Annotated in this window: 20 protein-coding genes; 9 read left to right on the forward strand and 11 right to left on the reverse strand. The window is 61.7% G+C overall.

The annotated features are described in order from the left end of the window. Position 1: 1 nt before the first annotated feature. From pcaG to pcaC, 5 genes are all read left to right on the forward strand, one after another. Positions 2-568 carry a protocatechuate 3,4-dioxygenase subunit alpha gene (gene pcaG, locus BLO80_RS18465; protein ID WP_092329029.1) on the forward strand — a complete coding sequence of 189 codons (567 nt, stop codon included), beginning with the start codon at positions 2-4 and terminating at the stop codon, positions 566-568. Between the two features lie 206 nt (positions 569-774). Continuing rightward, positions 775-2073, forward strand: coding sequence for an MFS family transporter (locus BLO80_RS18470; RefSeq protein WP_092203838.1), 1299 nt, complete (start codon positions 775-777; stop codon positions 2071-2073). An 87-nt stretch (positions 2074-2160) separates the two neighbouring features. Continuing rightward, a complete protein-coding gene (locus tag BLO80_RS18475) occupies positions 2161-3525 on the forward strand; it encodes a 3-carboxy-cis,cis-muconate cycloisomerase (protein ID WP_092329027.1) in 1365 nt (454 codons plus the stop codon). Between the two features lie 12 nt (positions 3526-3537). Continuing rightward, positions 3538-4338 (forward strand): 3-oxoadipate enol-lactonase, encoded by an 801-nt coding sequence (pcaD, locus tag BLO80_RS18480; RefSeq protein WP_092329025.1) that lies wholly within the window; start codon positions 3538-3540, stop codon positions 4336-4338. A gap of 10 nt (positions 4339-4348) precedes the next feature. Next, on the forward strand, positions 4349-4741 hold the full coding sequence (pcaC, locus tag BLO80_RS18485) for a 4-carboxymuconolactone decarboxylase (protein WP_092329023.1): 393 nt from the start codon (positions 4349-4351) through the stop codon (positions 4739-4741). Between the two features lie 209 nt (positions 4742-4950). On the opposite strand, the gene BLO80_RS18495 is transcribed toward pcaC, so the two are convergent. Next, complete coding sequence (locus BLO80_RS18495; RefSeq protein WP_092340954.1) at positions 4951-6204, reverse strand: OprD family porin; 1254 nt, start codon at positions 6202-6204, stop codon at positions 4951-4953. A gap of 1517 nt (positions 6205-7721) precedes the next feature. On the opposite strand from BLO80_RS18495, the gene BLO80_RS18500 reads away from it, so the two are divergent. Beyond that, a complete protein-coding gene (locus tag BLO80_RS18500; protein WP_092329017.1) occupies positions 7722-8087 on the forward strand; it encodes a DUF6124 family protein in 366 nt (121 codons plus the stop codon). Positions 8088-8150: 63 nt separating this feature from the next. Here the strand turns inward: BLO80_RS18500 and adeC are convergent, their stop codons facing one another. Genes adeC through BLO80_RS18515 form a run of 3 tightly spaced genes read right to left on the reverse strand, consistent with a single transcriptional unit; the run spans position 8151 to position 13930 of the window. Continuing rightward, positions 8151-9608 (reverse strand): AdeC/AdeK/OprM family multidrug efflux complex outer membrane factor, encoded by a 1458-nt coding sequence (gene adeC / locus BLO80_RS18505; protein WP_092329015.1) that lies wholly within the window; start codon positions 9606-9608, stop codon positions 8151-8153. Further along, positions 9605-12769, reverse strand: a complete 3165-nt coding sequence (gene emhB, locus BLO80_RS18510; RefSeq protein ID WP_092329013.1) for an efflux RND transporter permease subunit EmhB — start codon at positions 12767-12769, stop codon at positions 9605-9607. Before emhB ends, adeC begins: the two co-directional genes overlap by 4 nt. Positions 12770-12772: 3 nt before the next feature. Beyond that, positions 12773-13930, reverse strand: coding sequence for an efflux RND transporter periplasmic adaptor subunit (locus BLO80_RS18515; protein WP_139197040.1), 1158 nt, complete (start codon positions 13928-13930; stop codon positions 12773-12775). A gap of 266 nt (positions 13931-14196) precedes the next feature. Here BLO80_RS18515 and BLO80_RS18520 point away from each other — a divergent pair, with 266 nt between their 5' ends. Then, positions 14197-14829 carry a TetR family transcriptional regulator gene (locus BLO80_RS18520; RefSeq protein WP_060738814.1) on the forward strand — a complete coding sequence of 211 codons (633 nt, stop codon included), beginning with the start codon at positions 14197-14199 and terminating at the stop codon, positions 14827-14829. Positions 14830-15043: 214 nt separating this feature from the next. Here BLO80_RS18520 and BLO80_RS18525 read toward each other — a convergent pair whose 3' ends face one another. From BLO80_RS18525 to BLO80_RS18540, 4 genes are all read right to left on the reverse strand, one after another. Then, positions 15044-15559: a hypothetical protein gene (locus tag BLO80_RS18525; RefSeq protein WP_092329011.1), complete on the reverse strand. Its 516-nt coding sequence runs from the start codon at positions 15557-15559 to the stop codon at positions 15044-15046. A gap of 321 nt (positions 15560-15880) precedes the next feature. Next, positions 15881-16930, reverse strand: a complete 1050-nt coding sequence (locus BLO80_RS18530) for an alkene reductase (RefSeq protein ID WP_092329009.1) — start codon at positions 16928-16930, stop codon at positions 15881-15883. Between the two features lie 34 nt (positions 16931-16964). Further along, the gene (locus BLO80_RS18535; protein WP_092329007.1) at positions 16965-18131 is read right to left on the reverse strand and encodes an MFS transporter; all 1167 of its coding nucleotides are present in this window, start codon (positions 18129-18131) and stop codon (positions 16965-16967) included. A 17-nt stretch (positions 18132-18148) separates the two neighbouring features. Continuing rightward, on the reverse strand, positions 18149-18451 hold the full coding sequence (locus BLO80_RS18540; RefSeq protein WP_003198672.1) for an ArsR/SmtB family transcription factor: 303 nt from the start codon (positions 18449-18451) through the stop codon (positions 18149-18151). 157 nt (positions 18452-18608) lie between these two features. Between BLO80_RS18540 and BLO80_RS18545 the strand changes: the two genes are divergently transcribed. Continuing rightward, positions 18609-19193, forward strand: coding sequence for an acyl carrier protein phosphodiesterase (locus BLO80_RS18545; RefSeq protein WP_092204384.1), 585 nt, complete (start codon positions 18609-18611; stop codon positions 19191-19193). Positions 19194-19306: 113 nt separating this feature from the next. On the opposite strand, the gene BLO80_RS18550 is transcribed toward BLO80_RS18545, so the two are convergent. Both BLO80_RS18550 and olsB read right to left on the reverse strand, forming a co-directional pair. Further along, positions 19307-20098 (reverse strand): lysophospholipid acyltransferase family protein, encoded by a 792-nt coding sequence (locus tag BLO80_RS18550; protein ID WP_092329005.1) that lies wholly within the window; start codon positions 20096-20098, stop codon positions 19307-19309. Beyond that, entirely contained in the window at positions 20098-20853 is a 756-nt protein-coding gene (gene olsB / locus BLO80_RS18555) for an L-ornithine N(alpha)-acyltransferase (RefSeq protein WP_092204386.1), read from the reverse strand. Before olsB ends, BLO80_RS18550 begins: the two co-directional genes overlap by 1 nt. Before the next feature lie 146 nt (positions 20854-20999). Here olsB and BLO80_RS18560 point away from each other — a divergent pair, with 146 nt between their 5' ends. After that, complete coding sequence (locus BLO80_RS18560) at positions 21000-21872, forward strand: acyl-CoA dehydrogenase middle domain-containing protein (RefSeq protein ID WP_092329003.1); 873 nt, start codon at positions 21000-21002, stop codon at positions 21870-21872. 51 nt (positions 21873-21923) lie between these two features. Here the strand turns inward: BLO80_RS18560 and BLO80_RS18565 are convergent. Next, a partial coding sequence (locus BLO80_RS18565; protein WP_139197042.1) for a transposase occupies positions 21924-22256 on the reverse strand: 333 nt, incomplete at its 5' end.

Below are 22256 nucleotides of genomic sequence, written 5' to 3' on the forward strand. Positions count from 1 at the left end.
GATGACCCTCACCGCTACCACGTCCCACACCGTCGGCCCGTACTACCACATCGGCCTGACCTGGCTGAACCGCGAAGACCTGACCGTCGCCGAAACCCTCGGCCAACGCGTGGCGATCACCGGGCAGGTGGTCGATGGCAACGGCCAGTTCGTCAACGACGCGATGCTGGAAGTCTGGCAGGCCAACGCCGCCGGCAAATACGCCCACCCGGAAGACGACCAGGACAAACCCCTGGATCCGCATTTTGATGGCTTCGGCCGGGTGCCGGTGGATGCCGAAGGGCGTTTTCGCTTCACCACCATCAAGCCGGGCACCGTGCCGGGATTGGGTGGCACGACCCAGGCACCGCACCTGGTGGTGCTGGTGTTCGCTCGCGGGTTGGTCAAGCACTTGCTGACGCGCATCTATTTCGACGGCGAACCGGCCAACGAAACCGACCCGCTGCTGGCCTGCGTCCCCGAAGAACGTCGCGGCACAATCGTGGCCAAGCCTGATGCGTCGGGCGTGTACCAGTGGAACGTGATCCTTCAGGGCACGGATGCCGAGACGGTGTTCTTCGATTACTGAGTGAGCCAACAGTGGCGCCATCGCGGGCAAGCCTTGCTCCCACAGGGGGACCCGACATGCGGTGGGCAATGGCAACAACCCTTGTGGGAGCGAGCTTGCTCGCGATGGCGTCCACACAGGCGCTATCGCTTCAACGTCTGTTTGCGGAACGGGTCTGTTACGAAGTGTGTCTAGACTTTGTCCATTCCCCAACGAGTGAATAATCCATGGCCACCCCAATCATCAGCCACTACACCGGCGAAGAACGCAGCAAGCGCATCTTCGCCATCGTCGGCGCTTCATCCGGCAACCTGGTCGAATGGTTCGACTTCTATGTCTATGCGTTCTGCGCGATCTATTTCGCGCCGGCATTCTTCCCGTCCGACAACCCGACGGTGCAACTGGTCAACACAGCCGGTGTGTTCGCCGCCGGGTTCCTGATGCGACCCATCGGTGGCTGGATTTTCGGCCGAGTGGCGGACCGTCACGGGCGCAAGAATTCGATGATGATCTCGGTGCTGATGATGTGTTTCGGCTCGTTGCTCATTGCCTGCCTGCCCACCTACAAGGACATCGGCGTCTGGGCGCCGGTGCTGCTGTTGTTCGCACGCCTGCTGCAAGGCTTGTCGGTGGGCGGCGAGTACGGCACCACCGCCACCTACATGAGCGAAGTCGCCCTCAAGGGCCAGCGCGGTTTCTTCGCCTCGTTCCAGTACGTGACGTTGATCGGTGGGCAACTGCTGGCAGTGTCGCTGGTGGTGATCCTGCAACAGTTTCTCAACGAAGATGAACTGCGTGCCTACGGCTGGCGGATCCCGTTCGTGGTCGGCGCCGTGGCCGCACTGATTTCGCTGTTCCTGCGGCGGTCCCTGAAAGAAACCAGCAGCAAGGAAATGCGTGAGAACAAGGACGCTGGCAGCATCGCGGCGCTGTTTCGCGACCACAAGGCCGCGTTCGTCACCGTGCTGGGCTACACCGCCGGCGGTTCGCTGATTTTCTATACCTTCACCACGTATATGCAGAAATACCTGGTGAACACCGCTGGCCTGCACGCCAAGACCGCCAGCTACATCATGACCGGCGCGCTGTTCCTGTACATGTGCATGCAGCCGTTGTTCGGCATGCTGGCGGACAAGATCGGCCGACGCAATTCCATGCTCTGGTTCGGTGCCCTGGGGGCGTTGTGCACGGTGCCGATCCTGCTGACCCTCAAAAGCATCAGCAGCCCGTTCCTGGCGTTTATCCTGATCACGTTGGCGCTGGCGATCGTCAGTTTCTACACCTCCATCAGCGGCCTGGTGAAAGCGGAAATGTTTCCACCCGAAGTCCGGGCGCTGGGGGTAGGGTTGGCCTACGCGGTGGCCAATGCCGTGTTCGGCGGCTCGGCCGAATACGTCGCCTTGAGCCTGAAAGCCCAGGGCATGGAGAACGCCTTTTATTGGTATGTCACGGTGATGATGGTCGTCGCATTCCTGTTCAGCCTGCGCCTGCCTAAGCAACCGGCGTATTTGCATCACGACCTTTGAATCCACCTGATCATTTGAGGCTTGTTTGAGTCATTGTGGCCACAGCAATCTCTGGCCACAGGACATCTACCTTCCCAAGGACTGTTTATGAGCGAACGACCGGGCAATCAGCTATTCGATGCCTACTTCACTGCCCGTGACATGCGCGAGGTGTTCTGCGATGCGGGCCGGGTCCAGGCCATGCTTGACGTCGAAGCCGCCTTGGCCCGGGCCGAGGCGCGGGTCGGGGTGATTCCGCAAAGTGCCGTGGCGCCGATCGAGCAGGCTTGTCGTGCGCAGCTGTACGATTTTTCGGCACTGAGCGAAGCGATCGCCAGCGCTGGTAATTCGGCAATTCCGTTGGTCAAGGCGTTGGGCAAGCGCATCGCCGCCGAGGATGCCGAAGCCGAGCGCTACGTGCACCTGGGCGCCACCAGTCAGGACGTGATGGACAGCGGACTGGTGCTGCAACTGCGCCAGGCATTGGGGCTGATCGACGGCGAGCTGGCGCAACTGGCCGCCATCCTGGCCCGACAAGCCGAACGCTACGCCGCCACACCGTTGGCCGGGCGCACTTGGCTGCAACACGCCACGCCGGTGACCCTGGGGATGAAAATCGCTGGTTGGCTGGGGGCGGTCACCCGCAGTCGCCAACGCTTGAAGGAGCTCAAGCCACGCTTGCTGGTGCTGCAATTCGGCGGCGCCTCCGGGACGCTCGCCGCGTTGGGCGACCAGGCGCTGCCGGTCGCCGAAGCCTTGGCCGCCGAACTGCAACTGACCCTGCCGGAGCAGCCGTGGCACACCCAGCGTGATCGTTTGGTGGAGTTTGGCGCGGTACTGGGGTTGATCGCCGGCAGCCTGGGGAAACTGGGTCGTGATATCAGCTTGCTGATGCAGACCGAGGCCGGCGAAGCGTTCGAACCCTCCGCGCCCGGCAAGGGCGGTTCGTCCACCATGCCCCACAAGCGCAACCCGGTGGGCGCGGCGGTGTTGATCGGCGCGGCGACGCGAGTACCCGGTTTGTTGTCGACGCTGTTCAGCGCCATGCCCCAGGAACACGAGCGCAGCCTGGGCCTGTGGCACGCCGAATGGGAAACCTTGCCGGAAATCTGCTGCCTGGTCTCCGGTGCCTTGCAACAGGCGCGACTGCTGGCCGAAGGGCTGGAAGTGGATGCGGTGCGCATGGCCCGCAATCTGGAACTGACTCAAGGGCTGGTGCTGGCCGAAGCGGTGAGCATTGTCCTGGCCCAGCGTGTCGGGCGCGACACGGCCCATCATTTGCTGGAGCAATGCTGCAAGCGCGCCGTGGCCGAACAGCGGCATCTGCGCGAGGTACTGGGAGACGAAGCCCAGGTCAGCGCGCAGCTATCGGCGACCGAGCTTGATCATCTGCTCGACCCGGCGCACTACCTCGGCCAAGCCAAGACCTGGGTCGCCCGAGCCGTTGCCGAACACTTTGCCTTGAACATCTGAAAGGAGATTGTTGTGGGATTCGTCAAACTCGCCGAGGGCGATCTGAATTACCTACTGGACGGGCCGCAAGACGCCCCGGTGTTGATGCTCTCCAACTCACTGGGCACTGATCTGCACATGTGGGACGAGCAGGACGCGGCCTTCAGCGAACACTTTCGCGTGCTGCGCTTCGACACTCGCGGCCATGGTCAATCGCTGGTCACCGAAGGCCCCTACAGCATCGAACAGCTGGGTCGCGACGTGCTGGCGGTGCTCGATCAGTTGAACATCGATAAAGTGCATTTCTGTGGATTGTCCATGGGCGGGTTGATTGGCCAGTGGCTGGGGATCAATGCCGGCGAGCGCCTGCACAAACTGGTGGTGTGCAACACCGCCGCCAAGATCGGCGACCCGTCGGTGTGGAACCCGCGCATTGAAACCGTGCTGCGCGACGGCAAGGATGCGATGGTGGCGTTGCGCGATGCTTCGATCGCCCGCTGGTTTACCGCGGATTTTGCCGAGGCTCATCCTGCGAAGGTGAAGAAAATCACCGACATGCTCGCTACCACATCGCCCCAGGGCTACGCGGCCAACTGTGCGGCCGTGCGTGATGCCGATTTTCGTGAGCAATTGTCGTTGATCCGTGTGCCGCTGTTGGTGATCGCCGGTACCGAAGATGCGGTGACGCCGCCGTCGGGGGGGCATTTCATCCAGGCGCGGGTCAGCGGGGCCGAGTATGCCGAGTTCCATGCCGCGCACCTGTCCAACGTCCAGGCCGGCGCTGCGTTCAGCACCCGGGTGTTGGATTTCCTGCTTGATTCCAACCGCGCCTGAGGAGTTTTTTGTGGACGAGAAACAACGTTACGATGAAGGCATGCAAGTACGCCGCGCGGTACTGGGCGATGCCCACGTCGACCGCAGCCTCGATGCCCTGACCGAGTTCAACAGCGAATTCCAGGAGATGATCACCCGCCATGCCTGGGGCGACATCTGGACCCGCCCGGGCCTGCCGCGCCACACCCGCAGCCTGATCACCATCGCCATGCTGATCGGCATGAACCGCGCCGAAGAACTCAAGCTGCACCTGCGCGCCGCTGCCAACAACGGCGTGAGCCGCAGCGAGATCAAGGAAGTGATCATGCAGAGCGCCATCTACTGCGGTATCCCGGCAGCCAACGCCACCTTCCACTTGGCCGAATCGGTCTGGGATGAGCTCGGGACAGAATCCCGAACTTAAGACTGCTGCAAAACCCCTGTGGGAGCGGGCTTGCCCGCGAAAGCGGTGGGTCAGTCGGCGAGGATGCTGACTGTGCCGCCGCCATCGCGAGCAAGCCCGCTCCCACCCTGGATCGTCAGTGAGCACAAATTTTGTGCGCGGCACTGATCCGCTGTGGGAGCGAGCTTGCTCGCGATGACAGTGGTACAACCTCCATCCATGTTTGCCTTCTACAGCAGGCTGATCGGATAGCTGACGATCAACCGATTCTCATCAAACTCGTTGGTGCTGTAGTCCCGACGCATCGTCGAGTTACGCCACTTCACGTTGAGGCTCTTCAACGCGCCGCTCTGCACGGTGTAGGCCAGCTCACTTTCCCGACCCCACTCCTTGCCATCGTCGACCGTGGCGGTGTGCACGTTGTCACCGCTGATGTAGCGGTTCATCAGGGTCAGGCCCGGGACGCCGACGGCGGCGAAGTTGAAGTCGTGGCGCAGTTGCCAGGATTTTTCCTTGGCGTTGTCGTAGCTGGAGTTGTAGCTGTCGTTGGCCAGGGTGCCGCCGCTGGTGCCGTTGACGCGCATCCAGGCGTCGTCGCCGCCGACTTTCTGCAGGCCGACGTAGAAGGTGTTGCCGCCGTATTTGGCCGAGAGCATGGCAAACGCGGTTTTGTTGTCCAGGTCGCCGGCCAGGGCGCTGCCGTCTTCCTTGCCAATGAAGTAGCCGAGGTTGGCGCCCAGGGTCCAGTCGCCGATGGGCTGGCTGTGGGTCAGGTTGAAATACTGCTGCTGGTAGATGTCGGACAGTTCCGCGTACCAGACACCGACCTGGGTGCGTTTTTCATTGAAGGCGTATTCACCGCCACCGAAATTGAAACGGTCGGAGGTGAACGCACCGCGGCCGTTCATGGACATGTCTTCCATGCTCGCGTCATTGCGCGGGCTGTTGCCACGGAACTGGCCGCCGTAGAGGCTCAGGCCGTTGATTTCGGTGGAGGTCACCTGGCCGCCACGGAAGGTTTGCGGCAGGGAGCGGCCGTCGTCGGAACGCAGGATCGGCAGCACCGGCATCCATTCACCGACCTTCAATTCAGTCTTCGACACCTTGGCCTTCAGCGCCACGCCCAAACGGCCGAAGTCATCAGCCGGACGACCGTCGTCATGCACCGGCAACAATTGCGTGCCCGCCGTGCCACGGCCGCCATCGAGCTTCACCGAATACAGGCCCAGCACATCCACACCGAAACCAACCACACCCTGGGTGAAGCCGGACTTGGCGTCGAGGATGAAGTTCTGGGTCCATTCCTCGGCCTTGCCCTGGGCGTTGTTCGGGTTGGTGAAGTTGCGGTTGAAGTAGAAGTTGCGCAGGTTCAGCGTGGCCTTGGCGTCTTCGACAAACCCCGATTCCGCCGCCAGGACGGGCAGGGCGGTACTGGTCAGGGCGACGGCAATGAGGCTGGGGAACAAGTGCTGTGAGGGCTTCATGGGCGTTGTCTCTATTTTTTGTGGACGAAGCGGGTCGTTGCCGCACGTTTTTGAAGTGCAGGCGCTAAGGGTGGAGCCAGGGGCGTCAGGGCGATCGGGGATCAGCCGGGTGAGGCGGGGCGTAGGGGCATGGCGTCGAACCTGTTGTTATTGGTTTTGTGCGAGGGATGGTGAAGGGCGGCCCGGGATCGGTTCAATTGCCGTTTGCGGGTTTTGGGCGATTATCGAACAGCAAAAAATTGCTTCGGCGGATGCGATTCCTGTGGGAGCGAGCTTGCTCGCGAAGGCGGCCTTACGGTTAATCAAGGTTTTTTTGACCGTGTACATATCCATTGCTGCGGTAACGGCGGCTTATGGTTCCGCTCTTACAGCGGCTCACTTTTGAGAAGCGCAAAAGTAAGCAAAACGCTTTTTGCCCCACCACTCGGTGCCTCGCTTAGGCTCGGCATGCCCGAACGAAGGCATTGCTCCGTGGGCCCGCCGCGAAGGGCCATCCATGGCCCAGCGCGGCTATCCCGGCATCCATGCCGGGTTGCCCACTGCGCAATGCCTGCGTTCGGCCATCGTGGTTAACGGGGCGCCGAGATCAACGTCCGACGCGAGGCGGCCTTAGAGCCGACCTGGCTCTTCCGGTCGTACACCCATCAGACCTGTGGGAGCAAAAGCTTGCTCGCGAAGGCGGACTTACAGCCGACCTGATTCTGGCATCTGGACTCCGATCCAATGTGGGAGCGAGCTTGCTCGCGAAGACGGCGGCACATCCAACGCTGATGCAGGCTGATCCACCTCCATCGCGAGCAAGCTCGCTCCCACAGGAATTTGCGGTGCCCGCAAATCCATAGGTCGTCACTGAGCCAATGTGTGCGAGCTTGCTCGCGAAGACGATGGCACAGTCGTTGGAGATGTTGAATGCTCCGGCCTCTTCGCGAGCAAGCCCGCTCCCACAGGGAAAACGCGGTCCTACCAAGAACCAGGTCGGCTACTAGGCCGCCTCGCGGTGGACGTTGATCTTGGCGCCCCGTTAACCACGCTGGCTGAACGAAGGTATTGCGCAGTGGGCAACCCGGCATGGATGCCGGGTTAGCCGCGCTGGGCCATGGATGGCCCTTCGCGGCGGCCCACGGAGCAATGCCTGCGTTCAGGCATGCCGAGCCTAGGCGAGGCACCGAGTGGTGGGGCAAAAGCGCTTTGCTTACTTTCGCGCTCTTCGAAAGTGAGCCGCCGTCAGGGCGGAACCCTAAGTAGCCGTTACCGCAGGAATGGATATGTACTCGATCAACAATTTTCTGGCCGTAAGGCCGCCATCGCGAGCAAGCTCGCTCCCACAGGACTCATGGCCGGTCTGACAGACGCGGCGATTTTTCCGACGAGGTTTTAAGGTTGCTGCTCGGAAGCGGAATCTCTAGCTTGTTTGGGTCGCTGCCAATCCAGCGACCGGGTCTGCAAGCCCGCCGAATTCGTTAGGCGCCAGCGCCCGGGCCCACGTCTCGGGCTCCAATTGATTCAGGAGCGCCGTTATGAAAAAACATCATCCTTCTTCGCCATCAGAGAGCACTTTCCCCTACAACGACCCCGATCCAGAAAAGCTCCAAGAGGCCGCAGACCGGGCACTCGATTACCATCTGGGCACTCACCCTGATCCCAAACCCAAAACCTCAACACAAGTCTTCACCGTCATCGATACCATCGACACGGAGTGTCTCCTGGCCAATCTCAGCGAAACCCTGGCCTCCGCCAATGCCATGGTCAGTGACTTGGCGTTCGAGTTGGAGGGTTCTCGGCGGCATGTCGCGCTAGGCGTGGCGCAGATGATTGAATTGAGTGAGTTGTTGGCCAATCGTGCGCTGGATATCGTCGACCCGCGTTCGCCAAGTCGGAGTTGAAGCAGGCACAAACAAAAAAGCCCACCTTCCGGTGGGCTTCGTGTTTCAGCGGTCAGGCATCCATCAGAACAACTTCATCTTCGGCGCTTCTTCTTTCACCGGTTCGTTCTTGCCCGTCTCGGCATTCCAGCCACCACCCAGTGCCTTGTACAAATTGACCTCGCTGGTCAGTTGCGCAAGGCGATCGGTGATCAGCGACTGTTGTGCGCTGAACAACTGGCGCTGGGCATCGAGGAAGGTCAGGTTGCTGTCGACGCCGATGCGGTAGCGACGCTCGGCCAGGCGGTAGTAGTCCTGGTTGGCGGCGACGAAGTCGGTCTGGGCCTGCAACTGTTCGTTGTAGGTCTGGCGCGCGGCCAGGCCGTCGGAGACTTCCTGGAACGCGGTTTGAATCGACTTCTCGTAATTGGCGACGTTGATGTCTTTCTGGATCTTGGCGTAGTCCAGGCTTGCCCGCAGGCTGCCGGCGTTGAAGATGGGCAGGTTGATTTGCGGTGCGAAGGACCAGGTGCCCGAACCGCCCTTGAACAGGCCGGACAGGTCCGGGCTCAAGGTGCCGGCGTTGGCCGTCAGGCTGATGCTCGGGAAGAACGCGGCCCGCGCGGCGCCAATGCTGGCGTTGGCGGCCAGCAGGTTGCGTTCGGCCTGGAGGATGTCTGGACGACGTTGCAGCAGGTCCGACGGCAACCCGGCCGGCACTTCGCTGAGCAGGTCATCGCTCAACGGTTGTGGGTTCAGGTTGGCCGGCAGGCCGGTGCCCAGCAGCAGGGTCAGATTGTTTTCGTCCTGGGCGACCTGGCGAGTGTAGCGGGCCAGTTGCACACGGGCGTTTTCCACAGCGGTACGCGCCTGGCTCAGGTCCAGGGCCGAGGCCACGCCGACTTCGGCGCTGCGCGAGGTCAGCTTGAAGCTTTGCTCATAGGCCCCGAGGGTATCCTGGGTCAGCTTGAGCAGTTCCTTGTCGGCCTGCCAGGTCAGGTAGGCATTGGCGACGTTGGCCACCAGGCTGATCTGGGTGCTGCGGCGGGCTTCTTCGGTGGCGAAGTAGCTTTGCAACGCTTGCTCGCTCAGGCTGCGAACCCGACCGAACAGGTCCAGTTCATAGGCGCTGATGCCCAGGGTGGCCGAGTAGGAACTGCTGATGGACGCTTCACCGCTTTGCGAAGCCCGGGCCGGCAGGCGCTGGCGGCTGCCGGAACCGGTGGCCGAGACCGCCGGGAACAGGTCAGCGCGCTGGATGCGGTATTGCGCGGCGTAGGCATCGATGTTCAGCGCCGCGACGCGCAGGTCGCGGTTGTTTTCCAGGGCGACCTGGATCAGCTGCTGCAACGCCGGGTCATGGAAAAACTGCTTCCAGCCTTGCTCGGCGGCGGCCTGGCCGGGCGCCTTGGCTGCCTCGTAGGCCGGCCCTTGCGGGTATTGCGCCGCGACCGGTGCTTCGGGCCGCTGATAGTCGGGGATCAGCGAGCAACCGCTGAGCACGACGGCGGCGATGGTCAGGGAGAGGAGCGACTTGCTCATTGGCCAGCCTCTTTAGAAGTTTCAGGAGTATCGTCCTGGTCCGCATTTTTGCGGCGACCTATCGACGACACGGACACGAAGAACAAGGGCACCCAGAAAATCGCCAGGATGGTAGCGGTCAACATGCCGCCGATTACACCGGTACCAATGGCGTGCTGGCTGCCCGAGCCGGCGCCGGTGGAAATCGCCAGCGGGACCACGCCGAGGACGAATGCCAGCGAGGTCATGATAATCGGCCGCAGACGCATCCTACAGGCTTCGATGGCGGCTTCCACCAGCGTTCGCCCTTGTTCGTGGAGTTCCTTGGCGAATTCCACGATCAGAATGGCGTTTTTCGCCGCCAGGCCGATGGTTGTCAACAGGCCCACCTGGAAGTACACATCGTTGGACAGGCCGCGCAAGCTGGTGGCCATCAAGGCACCGATGATCCCCAGTGGCACCACGAGCATGACCGCGATCGGAATCGACCAGCTTTCATACAGCGCCGCCAGGCACAGGAACACCATCAGCAGCGACAAGGCATACAACGCCGGTGCTTGGGAACCCGAGAGGCGTTCCTCATAGGACAGGCCCGTCCAGGAAATACCCACGCCGGCCGGCAGCTTCTTGGCGATGGCTTCGACTTCGGCCATGGCTTCACCGGTGGAATAACCCGGTGCCGGGGTACCGAGGATCTCCATCGCTTCCACGCCGTTGTAACGCGCCAGTTTCGGCGAGCCGTAGACCCACTCGCCCTTGGCGAACGCAGAGAACGGCACCATGGTCCCGGCGCTGTTGCGCACGTACCACTTCTTCAGGTCCTCGGGGCTCATGCGCGAGTTCGGCTGGCCCTGGACGTACACCCGCTTCACCCGACCACGGTCGATGAAGTCGTTCACATAGTTACTGCCCAGTGCAATCGACAGGGTGTTGTTGATCTCCGAGAGCGTGATGCCCAGCGCGCTGGCCTTCTCGTCATCGATTTCCAACTGGTATTGCGGTTCATCGTTCAGACCGTTCGGACGGACCTGGGCCAGCACCTTGCTCTGGGACGCCATGCCGAGGAACTGGTTACGGGCTTCCATCAGCTTGTCGTGGCCGATGCCGGCACGGTCCTGCAGGAACACGTCGAAACCGGTGGCGTTACCCAGTTCCATCACCGCGGGCGGGGCGAAGGCGAACACCATGGCGTCGCGGAAGGTGAAGAAGTGTTGCTGGGCGCGGCCAGCGATCTTGAACACGGTGTTGTCAGCGTTACGCTCTTCCCACGGCTTGAGCATGATGAACGCCAGGCCCGAGCTTTGGCCACGACCGGCGAAGTTGAAGCCGGTCACGGTGAACACCGAGGCCACACCGTCGCCTTCGCCGCCGTCCTTGCTGGGGCGCAGTAGGAACTCGCGCATATTGTCCACCACCGCCTGGGTGCGCTCGGCACTGGAGCCGGCCGGTGTCTGTACCTGGGCAAACAACACGCCCTGGTCTTCTTCCGGCAGGAACGCCGTCGGGATGCGGGTGAACAGCCAGACCATGCCGACCACGATGATCACGTAGACCAGCAGGTACGGGGCCTTGTGCTTGAGCATGTTGCCCACGCCACGTTCGTAGCTCTTGACGCCACGGTCGAAGGTGCGGTTGAACCAGCCGAAGAAGCCGCGTTTCGGCGTGCCGTGCTCGCCTTTCGGAATGGCCTTGAGCATGGTGGCGCACAGGGCCGGGGTGAAGATCAGGGCTACCAGTACCGACAGGGCCATGGCCGAGACGATGGTGATGGAGAACTGCTTGTAGATCACACCGGTGGAGCCGCCGAAGAACGCCATCGGCAGCAGTACCGCCGAGAGCACCAGGGCGATACCCACCAAGGCCCCCTGGATCTGCCCCATGGATTTCTTGGTGGCTTCCTTGGGCGACAGGCCTTCTTCGCTCATCACCCGTTCGACGTTTTCCACCACGACGATGGCGTCGTCCACCAGCAAGCCGATGGCCAGCACCATGCCGAACATGGTCAGGGTGTTGATGCTGAAGCCGAATGCCGCGAGGATCCCGAAGGTGCCCAGCAGTACCACCGGCACGGTCATCGTGGTGATGATGGTGGCGCGGAAGTTCTGCAGGAACAGGAACATCACCAGGAACACCAGCACGACCGCTTCGACCAGGGTCTCCACCACGCCCTTGATCGACTCGCTCACCACCGGGGTGGTGTCGTACGGGAACACCACTTCCAGGCCTTGCGGGAAGAATGGCTTGAGGTCGTCGACGGTCTTGCGCAGGGCCTTGGCCGTGTCGAGGGCGTTGGCGCCGGTGGCGAGCCTCACCGCCAGACCGGAAGCCGGGGCACCGTTGAACTGGGCGTTGATGCTGTAGTTTTCACCGCCGAGGGCCACATCCGCCACGTCGCCGACACGCACTTGCGAGCCGTCCGGATTGACCTTGAGCAAGATGGCCTTGAACTGCTCGGCGGTCTGCAGGCGGGTCTTGCCGATGATGGTGGCGTTCAGTTGCTGGCCGGGCACGGCAGGCAGGCCGCCGAGCTGGCCGGAGGCGATCTGGACGTTCTGCGCGGAAATGGCCGTGCTCACATCCACCGGGGTCAGGTTGAAGTTGTTCAGCTTGGCCGGGTCGAGCCAGATCCGCATGGCGTACTGGGCGCCGAAGACCTGGAAGTCACCGACACCGGCAGTACGCGAGATCGGGTCCTGCATGTTGGACACGATGTAGTTGGACAGGTCTTCCCGGGTCATGCTGCCGTCACGCGACACCACGCCGATCACCATCAGGAAGTTTCGCACTGACTTGGTGACGCGGATGCCCTGCTGCTGCACTTCTTGCGGCAGCAATGGAGTGGCGAGGTTCAGCTTGTTCTGGACCTGGACCTGGGCGGTATCGGAGTTGGTGCCCTGCTCGAAGGTCGCGGTAATGGTCATGCTGCCGTCGGAGTTACTTTCCGAGGACACATAACGCAGGTTGTCGATACCGTTGAGCTGTTGCTCGATCACCTGCACCACGGTGTCCTGCACGGTTTGCGCGGACGCACCCGGGTAGGTCACTTGAATCGCAATGGCCGGCGGCGCGATGCTCGGGTACTGGTTGATCGGCAACTTGAGGATCGAAAGGGCCCCGACCAGCATGATCACCAGGGCGATCACCCAGGCGAAAATCGGACGGTCGATAAAAAATTTCGACATGGTTTACTCCCCTTTGCCGCCGGCGGCTGTATCAGCTGCCTTTGCGGGGGCCGGGTTCTTGGTGCCAACGTTGGTGGCCTCGGTGGCGTTGACTACCACGCCAGGGCGGACGAACTGCAACCCTTCGGTGATCAGGCGATCGCCGGCCTTGAGCCCGTCTTCGATCAGCCACTGGCTGCCGACGGTGCGGCTGGCCTTGAGCTGGCGCAGCTCGACCTTGTTGTCCGCACCCACCACCAGGGCGGTTGGGGTGCCCTTGAGGTCGCGGGTCACGCCTTGCTGCGGTGCCAGGATCGCCGCGCTGTTCACACCGGCCTGCAATTGCGCGTGGACGAACATGCCCGGCAGCAGGGTGTGATCAGGGTTGGGGAACACGGCGCGCAAAGTCACGGAGCCGGTGGTCTGGTCAACCGACACTTCAGAAAATTCCAACTTGCCTTCGTGCGGATACTGGCTGCCGTCTTCCAGGGTCAGCTTGACCATGGCCGCGTTCTCGCCGGCCTTTTGCAAACGGCCGCTTTCCAGTTCGCGGCGCAGTTGCAGCAGCTCGACCGAGCTCTGCGTCACGTCGACATAGATCGGGTCCAGTTGCTGAATGGTCGCCAGGGCATCAGTCTGGCCGTTGCTCACCAGCGCACCCTCGGTGACCGAGGAGCGGCCGATGCGACCGGAAATCGGTGCGTAGACCTTGGTGTAGCGCACGTTGATCTGAGCGGTCTGCAGGTTGGCTTCCGATTCCAGGCGATTGGCCACGGCGGTATCGTATTCCTGACGGCTTACCGCCTGTTCATCCACCAGCTGTTTATAGCGGTCGGCAATCGACTTGGTGGAGCGCAGGTTGGCCTCGGCGCTCTTGAGGGTCGCTTCGTAGACCGCAGGGTCGATCTGGTACAGCTGCTGGCCGGCCTTGACGTCGGCGCCTTCCTTGAACAGGCGCTTGAGAATGATGCCGTTGACCTGTGGCCGTACTTCGGCGACGCGGAACGCGCTGGTGCGGCCCGGCAGTTCCGAGGTCAAGGTGAAGGGCTGGGTCTTGAGGGTTACGACGCCGACCTGAGGAGGGGGCGCTGCAGGTGCAGCCTCTTCCTTTTTGCATCCGCTGAGCAGCGATGCCAGGGCGATGGCGGTAACCAGAGCAGTAACAGCTGGCTTGAATTGCATGGAAATCCTCGGGTCCAGGCGCGCAAGGGGGCGCACTCGAAGGTGGAAGGTAAAAAGCAGCAGTAATTCAATTAGTAGGATGCTAAGAAATATACTTACGTACACGGTTGTTTGTAAACAGCCAAATTGCGTAATATCCGGATTTACAAAAGCCTGACAAAGGGCACGAGTAGATCGGGGACGCGCTTCAAGCGACGTCGCCTCATATGTTGTTCTGCTGATTCTTACGCATTGCTGACGCAATCCTGATTGAGGTGTTTACTGCCATGGTCCGTCGTACCAAAGAGGAAGCCCAGGAGACTCGCAGCCAGATAGTCGAAGCGGCCGAAAAGGCGTTCTTCGAGCGAGGCGTGGCCCGCACCACTCTGGCGGATATCGCGACGCTGGCCGGCGTGACGCGCGGTGCCATCTATTGGCATTTCAGCAACAAGGCGGACCTGCTCCAGGCCATGCTCGATACCCTGCATGAGCCGCTCGATGACTTGGCCCGCGCCAGTGAGAATGAAGAGGAGCTTGACCCGCTGGGCTGTACGCGCAAGCTGCTGGTGCAATTGTTTCAACAAGTTGCCCTGGACCCGAAGACCCGACGCATTAATGAGATTCTGTTCCATAAGTGTGAATTCACCGATGAAATGTGCGACCTGCGCCAGCAGCGGCGCCAAGTCAGTCTCGACTGTAATGTGCGTATTGCCTTGTCGTTGCGCAATGCGATGAATCGCGGCCAGCTACCGGCGGACCTGGAGCCGGAAAGGGCGGCGATTGCCCTGCATGCCTATGTCGACGGTATTCTTTATCAGTGGCTGCTGGCCCCCGATAGCTTCCCCCTGGCCGGTGAGGCTGAGCGCTGGGTGGATATCGGGCTGGACATGCTGCGCCTGAGCCCTAGCCTGCGCAAATGAAACAAAATGAGTAATTGCTTCAGCTTGTTTCGTGACAAGTGTTCGAAATAGCTTTTATAAACTGAATGCTGTCGTGGTTGAAAGGCAATCATGAACAAATTTTGTAGGGGATTTGTTTCGTGACCGGCAGCGACTCCGTCGGCTCCCGATCCCCACGGAGTCAGCTTGCGGGAGAACCGCAGGCTCATGTCAATGTCTTGGCGGGGCCGCAGGCTCACCGACCTGGTTCGATAATGAGGCGAACGGTGTAGTTGAAGGGGGGCTCAAGCATCTTCCGGGAAATTTCCGAGCGGCACGTGTATTCGCCATTGCCGGTGTAAGTCGTGTTGCTCTTCCACGTCGGCTTATAGCTGGGTTCCAAAGCGCCAGGCACGATGGAGACCTGCAAGCGCGTGTGCATTTGACATTCAAAGTTGAAATGGCTCATTTCATAATTAAGGACCAGTTCGACAGGTTTGACTTTTTTTAATGTCGGGCGCCAGCCAGGTCCGGGGTAGGTGTAATCCCTGAAGTGCTCGATATGGAATCTATAAGTTGATTTCGGATCGATGTCATGGGCGCTCAAGGAGAAATCCTCGGCCAGGGGTGGGTCGGTTAACAAGTTGTTCATTTTCATTGTGCCGCGGGTGTTATTGGCAATCTCCACGGTCACTTCGGTATTGGCCTGGCTGTGGGCAACCATGGCGGGGCCCAGCAGGAGAGCGATAATGAAGTTTTTCAGGATGTTCATGGTGAGGCATCTCTCATAAATACACGGCTCGCTGGCGTTCGCCTGCAAACTGATGGTGTTTGGTTAGTTAGTGTTGCCGGAGTGTTCAAGTTCTTAGTATGGGGTTGAATGAGCTGTAAGTTTCAGTCCTTTGTTTAAGTGAGTGGTGCGTTCGGGTGTTATTATTAGCGCCGTTGCGTGATTGAATCCATGCCGGATGAAAGTTGCCTTGTTATTTAATGTTGCTGTTCGCGATGACTGAGTGTGGTTGAAGTTTTGCGGGTATAAAAAAGCCCCGGCTCTTTCGAGTCGGGGCTTTTTTATAGAGAGGCTGGTGCGAGCTTACATTACGGGATAATCAATGTACCCCACTGGGCCTTTTCCATAGAACGTTTCAGGATGCGGCTCGTTCAACGGTGCATTGGCCTTCAGGCGTGCCGGCAAGTCCGGGTTGGCAATGAACGGAACCCCGAAGGCGACCGCGTCAGCCTTGCCAGCCGCCAGCCAGGCGTTGGCGCTGTCCTTGGTGAAGCGTTCGTTGGCGATGTACGGGCCGCCGAAGGCTTGCTTGAGTTGCGGACCGATGCTGTCATCGCCTTCTTTCTCACGGGAGCAGATGAAGGCGATGCCGCGCTTGCCCAGTTCACGGGCCACGTAGCTGAACGTCTCCAGACGGTTTTCGTCGCCCATGTCATGGGAGTCCGCCCGTGGTGCCAGGTGCACGCCCACTCGGCCGGCGCCCCAGACTTCAATGGCTGCGTCGGTCACTTCCAGCAGCAGGCGGGCACGGTTTTCCAGGGAACCGCCGTACTGGTCGGTGCGCTGGTTGGTGCTGCTTTGCAGGAACTGGTCGAGCAGGTAGCCGTTGGCGCCATGGATTTCCACACCGTCGAAACCAGCGGCCTTGGCATTCTCGGCACCGACACGGTAGGCGTCGACAATATCGGCGATTTCAGCGGTTTCCAGTGCGCGCGGCGTCGGGTAGTCGGCCAGCGGACGGACCAGGCTCACGTGGCCCTTGGGCTGGATCGCGCTGGGCGCCACCGGGGTTTCGCCATTGAGGTACGACGGATGGGAGATCCGGCCCACGTGCCACAGTTGCAGGAAGATCTTGCCGCCGGCGCCGTGGATCGCCTTGGTGATATTGGCCCAGCCGCGCACTTGGTCGTTGGACCAGATGCCCGGGGTGTCCGGGTAGCCCACGCCCATCGGCGTGACGGAAGTGGCTTCGCTGAGGATCAGGCCGGCGGAGGCGCGTTGCACGTAGTACTCGGCCATCAACGCGTTGGGGACGCGGCCTGCGTCGGCGCGGCAGCGGGTGAGTGGGGCCATGATGATGCGGTTCTTCAGCTCGATGTCGCCGAGTTTGATGGGGTCGAAAATAGTCGCCATGAAGATAAAACCTCGAAAGTGGAAGGATTAAAAGTCAATGAGTGGCCGGGGCCAGGTCGGCATTGCCGCCCTGGCGGAAAGTGATCAGGGTGACCAGCAGCGCCAATACGGCTAGCGCGCCGGCAGCCAGGGGCACGGAGGTCAGGCCCAGGCCATGGTCGATGACGCTGCCGCCGACCCAGGCGCCCAGGGCGTTGCCGATGTTGAAGGCGCCGATGTTCAGGGTGGACACCAGGTTGGGTGCATCTTTGCCAAAGGTCACCACGTTGACTTGCAGGGCCGGAACGGCAGCGAAGCAGGCGGTGGCCCAGAGGAACAGGGTGATTTCACTGGGGATCAGCGCCACGCTGGTCCAGCTCAGTACGGTGGACACCACGGCCATGGTGAGGAAGACGCCCATCAGGGTGTTCGCCAGGCTCTTGTCCGCCAGCTTGCCGCCGATGATGTTGCCCAGGGTCAGGCCCAGGCCGATCAGCACCAGGGTCCAGGTCACGCCACGGGGCGACACGCCGGTCACTTCGCCCAGCAACGGGGCGACGTAGGTGAACAGGGTGAACACCGAGGCGGAGAACAGCGCGGTCATGCTCAGGGACAACCACAGGCCGGCGCCTTTGAGCGCTACCAGTTCCGAGCGCATGTCGAGTTTTTCTTCATCGCGTTTGGCCGGCAGGAAGCGGATCAGGCCGATCAGTGCCACCACGCCGATGACGGTCACGGCCCAGAAGGTCGAGCGCCAGCCGGCTTCCTGGCCCAGTGCGGTGCCCAGCGGTACGCCGAGCACGTTGGCCAGGGTCAGGCCGGTGAACATCAGGGCCACGGCCGAGGCGCGCTTGTTGGGCGCCACCAGGCCGGCGGCCACCACCGAACCGATACCGAAGAACGCGCCGTGGCACAGGGCGGTGACGACCCGGGCGAACATCAGCACGTTGTAGTCGCTGGCGATGGCGCAGAGCAGGTTGCCGACGATGAAAATCCCCATCAACACCACCAGGGCGGCCTTGCGGGGCAGCCGGGCGGTGGCCAGGGCCATGAACGGTGCACCGATGGCCACGCCCAGGGCGTAGCCGGTCACCAGCCAGCCGGCGCCGGGAATCGACACGCCCAGGTCGGCCGCCACATCGGGCAACAGGCCCATGATGACGAACTCGGTGGTGCCGATGGCGAAGGCGCTCAGGGCCAGGATCAGGAGTGAGAGGGGCATGATGGGTCCTTGTCGAGTCAGAGCTCTTGGCTCATTTGCTTGAGGAACTGCTGGATCACTTCCTCGTTGCGTTTGAAGAAGTGCCATTGACCGACCTTCTGGCTGGTGATCAGCCCCGCCCGTTGCAACACCGCCAAGTGCGCAGACACCGTGGATTGCGACAGGCCGCAACGCTGGTCGATCTGCCCGGCGCAAATGCCGAACTCGTGGTTGTGCAACTGCTCGGGGAACTGGACCTTGGGGTCCTTGAGCCAGTTGAGGATGTCTCGCCGTACTGGGTGCGCCAGGGCTTTTATTATTTCGTCGAGGTCGAGGGTCATGGGTGGCAAGCTCAGGGTGAGTAAAACGCTATATCGCGATAGAGCGAACCTTAAATCGTTATTTCGCGATACACCAATATGGATTTGATCTGAATGCCGAACAAATCGCTATATCGGGTTATAACGATATGGGCGCAGGGGTGCTAAGCTGCGGGCCATGAATTATCTCGCGCACCTGCACCTCGGCGGCCCTGGCCGGGAACAACTGCTCGGCAGCCTCTACGGCGACTTCGTCAAAGGGCCGTTGCAAGGGCAGTACGATCCGCAGATCGAAGCGGCGATTGCCCTGCATCGGCGCATCGACATGTACACCGACCGCCATCCCTTGGTGGACATTGCCCTGTCGCGTTTTTCCACGGTGCGACGGCGCTATGCCGGGATCGTGCTCGACGTGTTTTTCGACCACTGCCTGGCCCGGGACTGGGCGTTGTACGGCGAAGGACCGCTGGTGGATTTCACGTCCCGTGTCTACCAGATACTGCGCACCGAACCGCAGTTGCCAGGGCGCCTGGCACAGATCGCGCCGTATATGGCGGCGGATGACTGGCTGGGGTCTTATCGGGAATTCGACGTGCTGGGTCAGGTACTGCGCGGCATTTCCCGCCGCCTGTCGCGACCCGAGGAACTGGCCGGGGCGATGGCGGAGTTGATCGAGCTTTATGAGCCGCTGAGCGAAGACTTCGGCTTGTTCTACCCTCAGCTTCAGGATTTTGCCCAAAACCAAGTCACGCCGCAGATCTAATTGTGGGAGCGAGCTTGCTCGCGATAGCGGTCTATCAGCCAGCTCATTTGCTGAATGTTAAGCCGCTATCGCGAGCAAGCTCGCTCCCACAAGGGATCTCCACAAGATCCGGTTCAAGCCGCGATGGCAGGCCGCATCGGCGCTTGCTGTTTCTCGGGAATCGTCCCGAACAACGCCTTGTGCACCGCCTGTTGCGCCTGGAATGCCAGTGCCGCGCGCTCCTGGCCGTGGCAGGCGATGGGTTGCAGCAGGTGAATGTGCACGTCGCCCCGATCATTGGCGAACAGGCGCATCAGGTGCGACAGCAAATCATCATCGCCAATGAACGGTGCCAACGAATCCGGCTCACCGTTGCGCAGGTAACGGATCGCCACCGGCTGCAATGCGACATCGGCATCGATGGCCGCCGACAACAAGCGACCGTGGAAGGTACGCAGGGATCGGCCATCGGTGGTGGTGCCTTCCGGGAACATCAGCAGCGGATGGGCCTGTTCCAGGTGGCGGCTCATTTGTTTGCGGATCAGTTGGCTGTCACCCGACCCGCGCCGGATAAACAGGCTACCGGCCTTGGCGGCCAGCCACCCGGCCACCGGCCAGGTGCGCACTTCGGCCTTGGACAGGAATGACATCGGCGTGAGCATGCCCAGCAACGGGATGTCGGTCCAGGACACATGGTTACTGACCCACAGCATCGGCCGTTGCGGCAGTTGACCATGGACGGTGACTGAAAAGGGCAGGGCGTGGCTCAGCCGCGCCATGAAGAACCGCGACCAGCGCTGGCGGCGGACCATCGAGTTGGCAACCCCCAGGCGTTCGAACAGGCCGAACACGCTGGCCATGCTCAGGCCCAGGGTCACCACCAGCAAGACTCGCGCGATACGCGCGTACACCCGTAGCCGGCTCATCACACGGCTGCCTTGAAGTGGCGGGCATAGCGCGGGCAGAGTTCGTCGCGCTTGAGCAGGATGAACACGTCGGCCACCTGGAAGTCCTCGTCCCAGCACGGCTCGCCGCAAATTTTCGCGCCCAGGCGCATGTAGGCCTTGAGCAGCGGTGGCATTTCGGCGATCACGTTGGACGGCACGTCCAGGGTCGGCAATGGTTTTTTCGGCACGGCTTGCAGGTGTTCGGTGCACAGGTAGCGTTCGCGCAGGCGCTGCATGATTGCCTGGGCCTGGATGCCGCCATCCTGCATCGGAATGCTCGCGCAGCCCATCAGGTAGCTGTAGCCGCCTTCGTTCAGGACTTCGGCCAGTTCGCCCCAGAGCACCGCGATGGTGCCGCCGTTGCGGTAGGCCGGGTCGACGCAGGTACGGCCGATTTCCAGAATCGGGCCCTTGAGATGGACCAGGCCGTGGAGGCTGAATTCTTCTTCGCTGTAAAACCGGCCCAGGCTGCTGGCGGCCTGGTGGTCGAGCAGGCGCGTGGTCGCCACGAGGCGGCCGGTGTTCAGGTCGCGTACGCCGATGTGGGCGCAGTGAACATCATAGTCATCCATGTCCAGACCCACTTCCGCGCCTTTGAGCTTGGCGTTGAATTCGCCGCTGAAGACGTTGAAGCGCAGGGCCTGGGCTTCTTGCAAGGCGTGGGCGCCGATCAGGCGTTCGGCTTGCAGGCGGCGTTCATTGCCGGTGTCGCTGATGCGGGCGATCTGGGTCATAGCGAATCTCCGTGCGGGCTGTTCAGTTGCAGCCTGTCGACTTTCTTTATGCAGCCATGTTGTGCAAAGTCAGGCTATGTAGCCCCGGTGTCATCGCCATGAAGCTTTGGTGATGCTTATATGACAGCCTTCAAGGAGCCCCTCTCATGCCCTGGCACACCCTGATCGAACGTGGCGAGCGTCTGCCCACTTATCCGGACCTGGCTGAAGGTTATGCCGCGTTGTTGCAACGCCTGGGGCCGGTGACGCCGTTCGAGTTGGCCGTGGTCGGGGCTCGGTCGATGGCCACGCCGGGGCTGGCGTTCCTGGTGGGGTACCAGGCGGCGCTGCGGGTGCTTTGGCCGAGCGCGCCCCAGAGCCTTGGCGCCTTGTGCGCCACCGAACAACGCAGCCTGCGCCCGGCGGATATGCAAACCCGCCTCGACGACTTGCGCCTGAGCGGGCGCAAGGATTTCGTCACCGCTGGCGACGCCGCCGAGTGGCTGTTGATTGCCGCTCGCAGCGAAGCGCCCGGCGAAACGCCACGGCTGAACCTGGCCGTGGCCTATGCGGGCGAGCCCGGCGTGACCCTGGAAAAACTCCCCGCCATGGGCCTGATGCCGGACATCAGCCATGGCCGCGTGCGGCTCGAAGGCGCGCTGTGTGAGTTGCTGGCCGGTGATGGCTGGGACGCCTACGTCAAGCCGTTCCGCACCCTGGAAGACCTTTATGTACTCAGCGCGATGACGGCCTGGTTGTATGGCGTCGGGCAGGAATGTGCCTGGCCCCAGGTGTTGCAACTGCGCCTGCTGGCGTTGCTGGCCGGCTGCGCGGAGGTGAGTCGCCACAACCCTTCCAGTCCTGCCGGGCATGTGCTGCTGGGCGGGTTGTTCGCCCAGTTCCAAGGGCTCGACGGCGAACTCGACGCTGCCCTGGCCGCCGGGCCTGCGGTGTGGCGCGAGATGTGGACGCGGGATAAAGGGGTGATGGAGCTTGCGGCGGGGGCGCGGGCCAAGCGGTTGGCCAAGGCGTTGGGATAGCCCTCCAAACGACCACCCCTTGTGGGAGATTCTATGGTGCAGGGCTACCCCCTAAATGCCTTTCGGTAAGTATTCGCTCTGATTCTTCAGCAGGGCGAATACCACTCGGGCAAGCTTGCGGGCCAGTGCTACTAATGCTTCGGTTGTGCTGAGTCCCCGGGCCCTTAGTGCCTCATAAAAACCCTTCCATGCCGCTGTGCGCCTCGCCGACATCGCGGCGTTATGCATCAATCGACGGGCCTCTGGGTCACCTCGCTTAGACAGGCAGCGGCGTCCCTTCTTTTTCCCTGAGTCCGATATACGCAGGTCTAGCCCCAGAAAAGCGATGAAGGCATCGGCATTTCTGAAATCCCCACGCTGAAACGACGTGAGCAAACGGGCACC

The sequence above is a fragment of the Pseudomonas sp. NFACC56-3 genome (genome assembly GCF_900100025.1).
Taxonomy (GTDB): Bacteria; Pseudomonadota; Gammaproteobacteria; order Pseudomonadales; family Pseudomonadaceae; genus Aquipseudomonas; species Aquipseudomonas fluorescens_AA.

Excerpts from the sequence above, each read along its gene's own strand:
- pcaG (WP_092329029.1), top strand. The coding sequence starts at position 2 with ATGACCCTCACCGCTACCACGTCCCACACCGTCGGCCCGTACTACCAC.
- BLO80_RS18470 (WP_092203838.1), top strand. The coding sequence starts at position 775 with ATGGCCACCCCAATCATCAGCCACTACACCGGCGAAGAACGCAGCAAG.
- BLO80_RS18475 (WP_092329027.1), top strand. The coding sequence starts at position 2,161 with ATGAGCGAACGACCGGGCAATCAGCTATTCGATGCCTACTTCACTGCC.
- BLO80_RS18495 (WP_092340954.1), bottom strand. The coding sequence starts at position 6,204 with ATGAAGCCCTCACAGCACTTGTTCCCCAGCCTCATTGCCGTCGCCCTG.
- BLO80_RS18500 (WP_092329017.1), top strand. The coding sequence starts at position 7,722 with ATGAAAAAACATCATCCTTCTTCGCCATCAGAGAGCACTTTCCCCTAC.
- adeC (WP_092329015.1), bottom strand. The coding sequence starts at position 9,608 with ATGAGCAAGTCGCTCCTCTCCCTGACCATCGCCGCCGTCGTGCTCAGC.
- emhB (WP_092329013.1), bottom strand. The coding sequence starts at position 12,769 with ATGTCGAAATTTTTTATCGACCGTCCGATTTTCGCCTGGGTGATCGCC.
- BLO80_RS18515 (WP_139197040.1), bottom strand. The coding sequence starts at position 13,930 with ATGCAATTCAAGCCAGCTGTTACTGCTCTGGTTACCGCCATCGCCCTG.
- BLO80_RS18520 (WP_060738814.1), top strand. The coding sequence starts at position 14,197 with ATGGTCCGTCGTACCAAAGAGGAAGCCCAGGAGACTCGCAGCCAGATA.
- BLO80_RS18525 (WP_092329011.1), bottom strand. The coding sequence starts at position 15,559 with ATGAACATCCTGAAAAACTTCATTATCGCTCTCCTGCTGGGCCCCGCC.
- BLO80_RS18530 (WP_092329009.1), bottom strand. The coding sequence starts at position 16,930 with ATGGCGACTATTTTCGACCCCATCAAACTCGGCGACATCGAGCTGAAG.
- BLO80_RS18535 (WP_092329007.1), bottom strand. The coding sequence starts at position 18,131 with ATGCCCCTCTCACTCCTGATCCTGGCCCTGAGCGCCTTCGCCATCGGC.
- BLO80_RS18540 (WP_003198672.1), bottom strand. The coding sequence starts at position 18,451 with ATGACCCTCGACCTCGACGAAATAATAAAAGCCCTGGCGCACCCAGTA.
- BLO80_RS18545 (WP_092204384.1), top strand. The coding sequence starts at position 18,609 with ATGAATTATCTCGCGCACCTGCACCTCGGCGGCCCTGGCCGGGAACAA.
- BLO80_RS18550 (WP_092329005.1), bottom strand. The coding sequence starts at position 20,098 with ATGAGCCGGCTACGGGTGTACGCGCGTATCGCGCGAGTCTTGCTGGTG.
- olsB (WP_092204386.1), bottom strand. The coding sequence starts at position 20,853 with ATGACCCAGATCGCCCGCATCAGCGACACCGGCAATGAACGCCGCCTG.
- BLO80_RS18560 (WP_092329003.1), top strand. The coding sequence starts at position 21,000 with ATGCCCTGGCACACCCTGATCGAACGTGGCGAGCGTCTGCCCACTTAT.